Genomic DNA, 4,516 nt, shown 5'->3' with positions numbered 1-4,516 from the left:
CGCGGCTGGACGCATCCCCGCGGCCATCGTGGCCGCGACCGGCACCACCACCACGACCGCTGTTGACCTTGCGGGAATTGGGAGAGATCGCAGCGCGTCAGGACATCTGGTTCCACGTGGATTCGGCGATGGCCGGCTCGGCGATGATCCTGCCCGAGTACCGCTGGATGTGGGACGGGATCGAGTACGCCGATTCGGTCGTGGTCAACGCCCACAAGTGGCTCGGGGTGGCGTTCGACTGCTCCCTGTACTTCGTGCGCGACCCGCAGCATCTGGAACGCGTCATGGGCACCAACCCCAGCTACCTGCGTTCCGAACGTGATGACCAGGTGACCAATCTGCGCGATTGGGGGATCCCGCTGGGGCGGCGCTTCCGTGCCTGAAGCTGTGGTTCATGCTGCGCGCCGAAGGGGCCGAGCGGCTGCGCGCCCGGTTGCGCCGCGACCTGGAAAACGCCCAGTGGCTGGCCAAACAGGTCAGCTCCACCCCAGGGTGGAAGCTCGCCGCCCCGGTCAACCTGCAGACCGTGTGCGTGGTGCACGAACCGCAGGGCGCCAGCGCCGAGCAGGTCGATGGGCACACCCAGCACTGGGCCCGGCAACTGAACCTCTCCGGTCGTGCCTATGTTTCCCCGGCCGTGCTGGAGGGCCGCTGGATGGTGCGGGTTTCCATTGGCGCCCTGGGCACGCAGCGCTCCCACGTGGAACAGCTGTGGCGGGACCTGCGGCAGGTGGCCGAAGGAAACTGAGCCGGATGAGACGGCACCCCCGCCGGCCGGGGCCGCGGGGGTGCAGGACCGGTGGACTTCCCAGGCCAGGTCTAGAGCTTCTCGCGGCGGACCAGGCGGGTGCCGGTCTTCACGAGCATCAGCACCAGCAGCAGCACTCCCACATAGCCATTGATGACGTAGACAATGTTGACCATCTGGCTGAAGGGCAGCACCAGGCCGATCACGGTGCCAAGCGCCGCCAGGGCGATCGTCAGGTACTTGAAGCGCGGGGTGCTGTCGGGGAAGAAGCGGCTGGAGACGGTCCACAGCAGCGGGACCGCGGTGGTGTAGATGCCCGCCAGGATCATCACCGAGATCCCCGAGGCCAGCACCGCTGATATCCCGGGCCAGCACCAGCATCGGGATCTCGGTGCCGCCGACCTTCACGATATTGGCCAGCAGACCCAGCCCAACGATAATGCACGCCACCGAGAAGGCCACCGCGCCCATTGCGCCTCCGGCGGCGGCCTCCTTCTTGCTGCGGGCGGTCTTGCCCAGTGCGGTCAGGAACGCCGCCAGCCACAGCATGCAGAACCCGACGTAGGACAGCCCGGCCATGAACCAGCTACTCGAGGCCTGGGTCAACTCCAGGCCGGGCAACAGCGCCTGCCCCTCGGAGATCCCCTGCGGGTTGCGCAGGATCCCGGTGATGCCCAACCCAATGGCAATCACCACGATCAGCGGCCCGATCTTGCCAATGACGTCCACCAGTGACTTCAGGCCAAACCAGACGCTGATTCCCACAGCGAGCGCCAGGCCGATGCCGCCGAGGTACTTCGAGAGCCCGTAGTGTTCCTCGAAGACGGCTCCGGCGCCCGAAACCATTACTGTGAAGCTGAGGAAAACGAACACGATGGAAAAGAAGTCGAAGAAGGTACCCAGGTACCGGCCGCAGTAGTAGTGGAAGATCCGCGAGGGCTTCTCGAACTTCTTGGCTTGCCCGACGACGAAGAACTCGATGACCACGTACGTCATCAGGGCCAAAACCAGCAGTCCCGTGCCAAAGACGCCCCAATAACCGTATGAGGTGAAGTACTGCAGGATTTCCTGGCCGGTGGCGAAACCCGAGCCGATCAGGAAGGCAATGATGGCACCGGCAAAGGTCGCCAACCGAAGGAAGTTGGTCTTTTCCGTTGTGCCCAACCCGGCGCGGGTCGCGGTTCTATCTGGCATAGGTTTTGTTCCCTCCACAGCAGCGAAAGCTTGATAGCTCATTAATAAGCAATTGATATATCAGTGTCCTGCATCACACTAGGGTGGCCGTGTGACCCAGTCAACAGTTTGAGTGAAGATTTCGCGCCCATGTCCAAGGAACGCAAGGCGCATGGCTGACTGATAGATGCTTCGCGCAGCGGCTCGCTGGAACCCGGTGATCGGATCACGGTTTCCATGGTGGTGCTGCAAGCCTGTTGGAGTGCGGGGCGATGGTGGACAGCCCGGCGAGCGCGTTTGCTCACAAAGGGGTCGGCCATCCTGGCGCCCGATGCGGTGCGTTGAATGTAGGCGGCTCGTTCAACGAGCTCTGGTTAGGACCGCCAGAATCGCGCAGATCGCGCCAAAGGGGCATGATGGGGACATGCACAACACATCCGCGCATCCGTGGACCAAGAACTACCAGCGGGGTGCCCGCCGAGATCGAGCTGCCCACCGAATCGCTGGCCCACATGTTCGCCCGCTCCGTCGCCCAGGCCGGGGACAGCCCGGCCACCGAATTCTTCGGACGGCAGATGAGCTATGCCGAACTCGGCGAACAGGTGGAGCGCGTGGCCGAGGGCTGCGCCGGCTCGGTGTGACCGCGGGGAGAGGGTTGCCCTGATCCTTCCCAACTGCCCCCAGCATGTGATCGCGTTCTACGCGGTGCTGCGCCTGGCGCCGTGGTGGTGGAGCACAATCCGCTGTATACCTCCCGCGAACTGCGTCACCAGTTCGAGGACCATCAGGCCCGGGTGGTGATCGCCTGGGACAAGGCGGTGCCGGCCCTGCAGCAATTCCCCGAGGATGTGCAGATCGACACCATTGTCGCGGTCAATCTGCTGCAGGCGTTCCCGGCCACCAAGCGCCTGGCGCTGAGTCTGCCGGTGAAGAAGCTGCGTGAGGCCCGGGCTGGGCTGACCGCACCGGCCCCCGGGACGATGAGCTGGAAGCAGCTGGCCAAGTCCGACCGGCTGAACCCACGCCACCCGATGCCCGAGGTGGATGACCTGGCGGTTATCCAGTACACCTCCGGCACCACCGGGCACCCCAAGGGCGCCATGCTCAGCCATTACAACCTGTACTCCAATGCGCTGCAGGGAGAGGCGTGGATGCTCGGGGCGGAGGAGCGCAAGGAAGTCCTCTACGCGATCCTGCCGATGTTCCACGCCTTTGGGATGACGCTGTACCTGACGTTCGGGATTAAGAAGCAGGGCCTGTTGGTGCTCTTCCCCAAGTTCGAGCCGAAGCTGGTGCTTGATGCCTGGAAGAAGTCCCCGGCCACCGTGTACTGCGCGGTGCCGCCGATCTATGAGCGCACCGCCATGGGGGCGCTGGAGCGCGGCATCTCATTGCGATCGGCTAAATACTGCATTTCCGGGGCGATGAACCTGCCCGATCACGTGGTCGAGCTGTGGGAGTCGGTCTCCGGCGGACTGTTGGTGGAGGGGTACGGGATGACCGAATCCTCGCCGGTGGCGCTGGGCAATCCCTTCCACCCTTCACGGCGCACCGGGACCATTGGGATCCCCTTCCCTTCCACGGACATGAAGGTGGTCAGTCTCCAGGAGCCGCACGAAGCGGTGGAACCTGGGCAGCCCGGCGAGCTGCTGATCAAGGGGCCGCAGGTGTTCTCCGGCTACTGGAACAACCCGGAGGAGACGGCCAAGGTGCTTACCGCCGAGGGCTGGCTGCACACCGGGGACGTGGTGACGGTGGACGACGACGGATTTGCCACGATCGTGGACCGCGCCAAGGAACTGATCATCACCGGCGGTTTCAATGTCTCGCCCACCGAGGTGGAGGCGGCGCTGCGTCAGCATGCGGATGTGGCTGATGCGGCCGCGTTCGGTGAGCCGCTGGCCCGCGGCGGAGAGATGGTGGTCGCCGCGGTGGAGCTGAACGAGGGCGCGCAGCTGGATGAGCAGGCGCTGCGGGAGCACTGCCGCGGACTGTTGGCTGCCTACAAGGTGCCCCGGAAGATCCGGCAGGTGGAGGAGCTGCCGCGCTCCATGCTCGGAAAGATCCTGCGCAAGCAGGTGCGCGAGCAGCTGGGCGGCACCGACTAGCGCTTACTTGGCTGGGGCCCGCGGGGTGACCTGCGGGCCCCTCTTTGCATGTTCAAACAGGTAAAACCTATGTATTAGGACGTAAAAAACAGTTTTACGGATGTGATCTATTCCATTCAGTATGGAAGCAATACGCTTCCCGACTGAAAGGACAGGGCCCGTGGCCTCCAACCTCGCACCCCACGTCGTCACCCTGGGCACCGCCGGCGGCCCCCGCTGGTGGACCGGGGCCAACGCCGGCAAACGCGCCGGAATTTCCACCGCCGTGGTGGTCGGCGACGCCGTCTACCTGGTCGATGCCGGTTCCGGGGTGGGCAATCAGCTGATGAAGGCCGGGTTCACCCCCGGGGACCTGCGCGGGATCTTCCTGACCCACCTGCATTCGGATCACACCATCGACCTGGCCTCGCTGGCGATCTTTGGGCTGTTCACCATCCCCGCCGGCAAGCGGCCCATCCGGATCCTGGGTCCCGGGGACCGCGGCGCG

6 protein-coding genes and 1 pseudogene are annotated in these 4,516 nt (G+C 64.7%); 6 read left to right on the top strand and 1 reads right to left on the bottom strand.

Annotated elements, in window-relative coordinates:
• Both JCM19049_RS19580 and JCM19049_RS19575 read left to right on the top strand, forming a co-directional pair.
• Positions 1 to 383: pyridoxal-dependent decarboxylase (locus JCM19049_RS19580; protein ID WP_279402774.1), on the top strand; the 383-nt coding region annotated here is incomplete at its 5' end.
• An 11-nt stretch (positions 384 to 394) separates the two neighbouring features.
• Positions 395 to 748, top strand: coding sequence for a hypothetical protein (locus JCM19049_RS19575; protein WP_279402773.1), 354 nt, complete (start codon positions 395 to 397; stop codon positions 746 to 748).
• A 71-nt stretch (positions 749 to 819) separates the two neighbouring features.
• Here JCM19049_RS19575 and JCM19049_RS19570 read toward each other — a convergent pair whose 3' ends face one another.
• On the bottom strand, positions 820 to 1,101 hold the full coding sequence (locus JCM19049_RS19570; RefSeq protein WP_279402772.1) for a hypothetical protein: 282 nt from the start codon (positions 1,099 to 1,101) through the stop codon (positions 820 to 822).
• Positions 1,102 to 1,325: 224 nt separating this feature from the next.
• On the opposite strand from JCM19049_RS19570, the gene JCM19049_RS19565 reads away from it, so the two are divergent.
• The 4 genes and pseudogenes from JCM19049_RS19565 to JCM19049_RS08425 form a co-directional block, all read left to right on the top strand.
• Positions 1,326 to 1,559 carry a hypothetical protein gene (locus JCM19049_RS19565; protein WP_279402771.1) on the top strand — a complete coding sequence of 78 codons (234 nt, stop codon included), beginning with the start codon at positions 1,326 to 1,328 and terminating at the stop codon, positions 1,557 to 1,559.
• Positions 1,559 to 1,795, top strand: coding sequence for a hypothetical protein (locus tag JCM19049_RS19560; RefSeq protein ID WP_279402770.1), 237 nt, complete (start codon positions 1,559 to 1,561; stop codon positions 1,793 to 1,795). Before JCM19049_RS19565 ends, JCM19049_RS19560 begins: the two co-directional genes overlap by 1 nt.
• 550 nt (positions 1,796 to 2,345) lie before the next feature.
• Positions 2,346 to 4,029 (top strand): annotated as a pseudogene (locus JCM19049_RS08430) (long-chain-fatty-acid--CoA ligase).
• Between the two features lie 160 nt (positions 4,030 to 4,189).
• Positions 4,190 to 4,516 (top strand): MBL fold metallo-hydrolase (locus JCM19049_RS08425; protein WP_279402769.1); only part of this gene is annotated, 327 nt, incomplete at its 3' end.

This window comes from Arthrobacter sp. JCM 19049, from assembly GCF_001310435.1.
The sequence above is the reverse complement of the archived record's forward strand: the minus strand, read 5'-3'. Positions and strand labels throughout refer to the sequence as shown.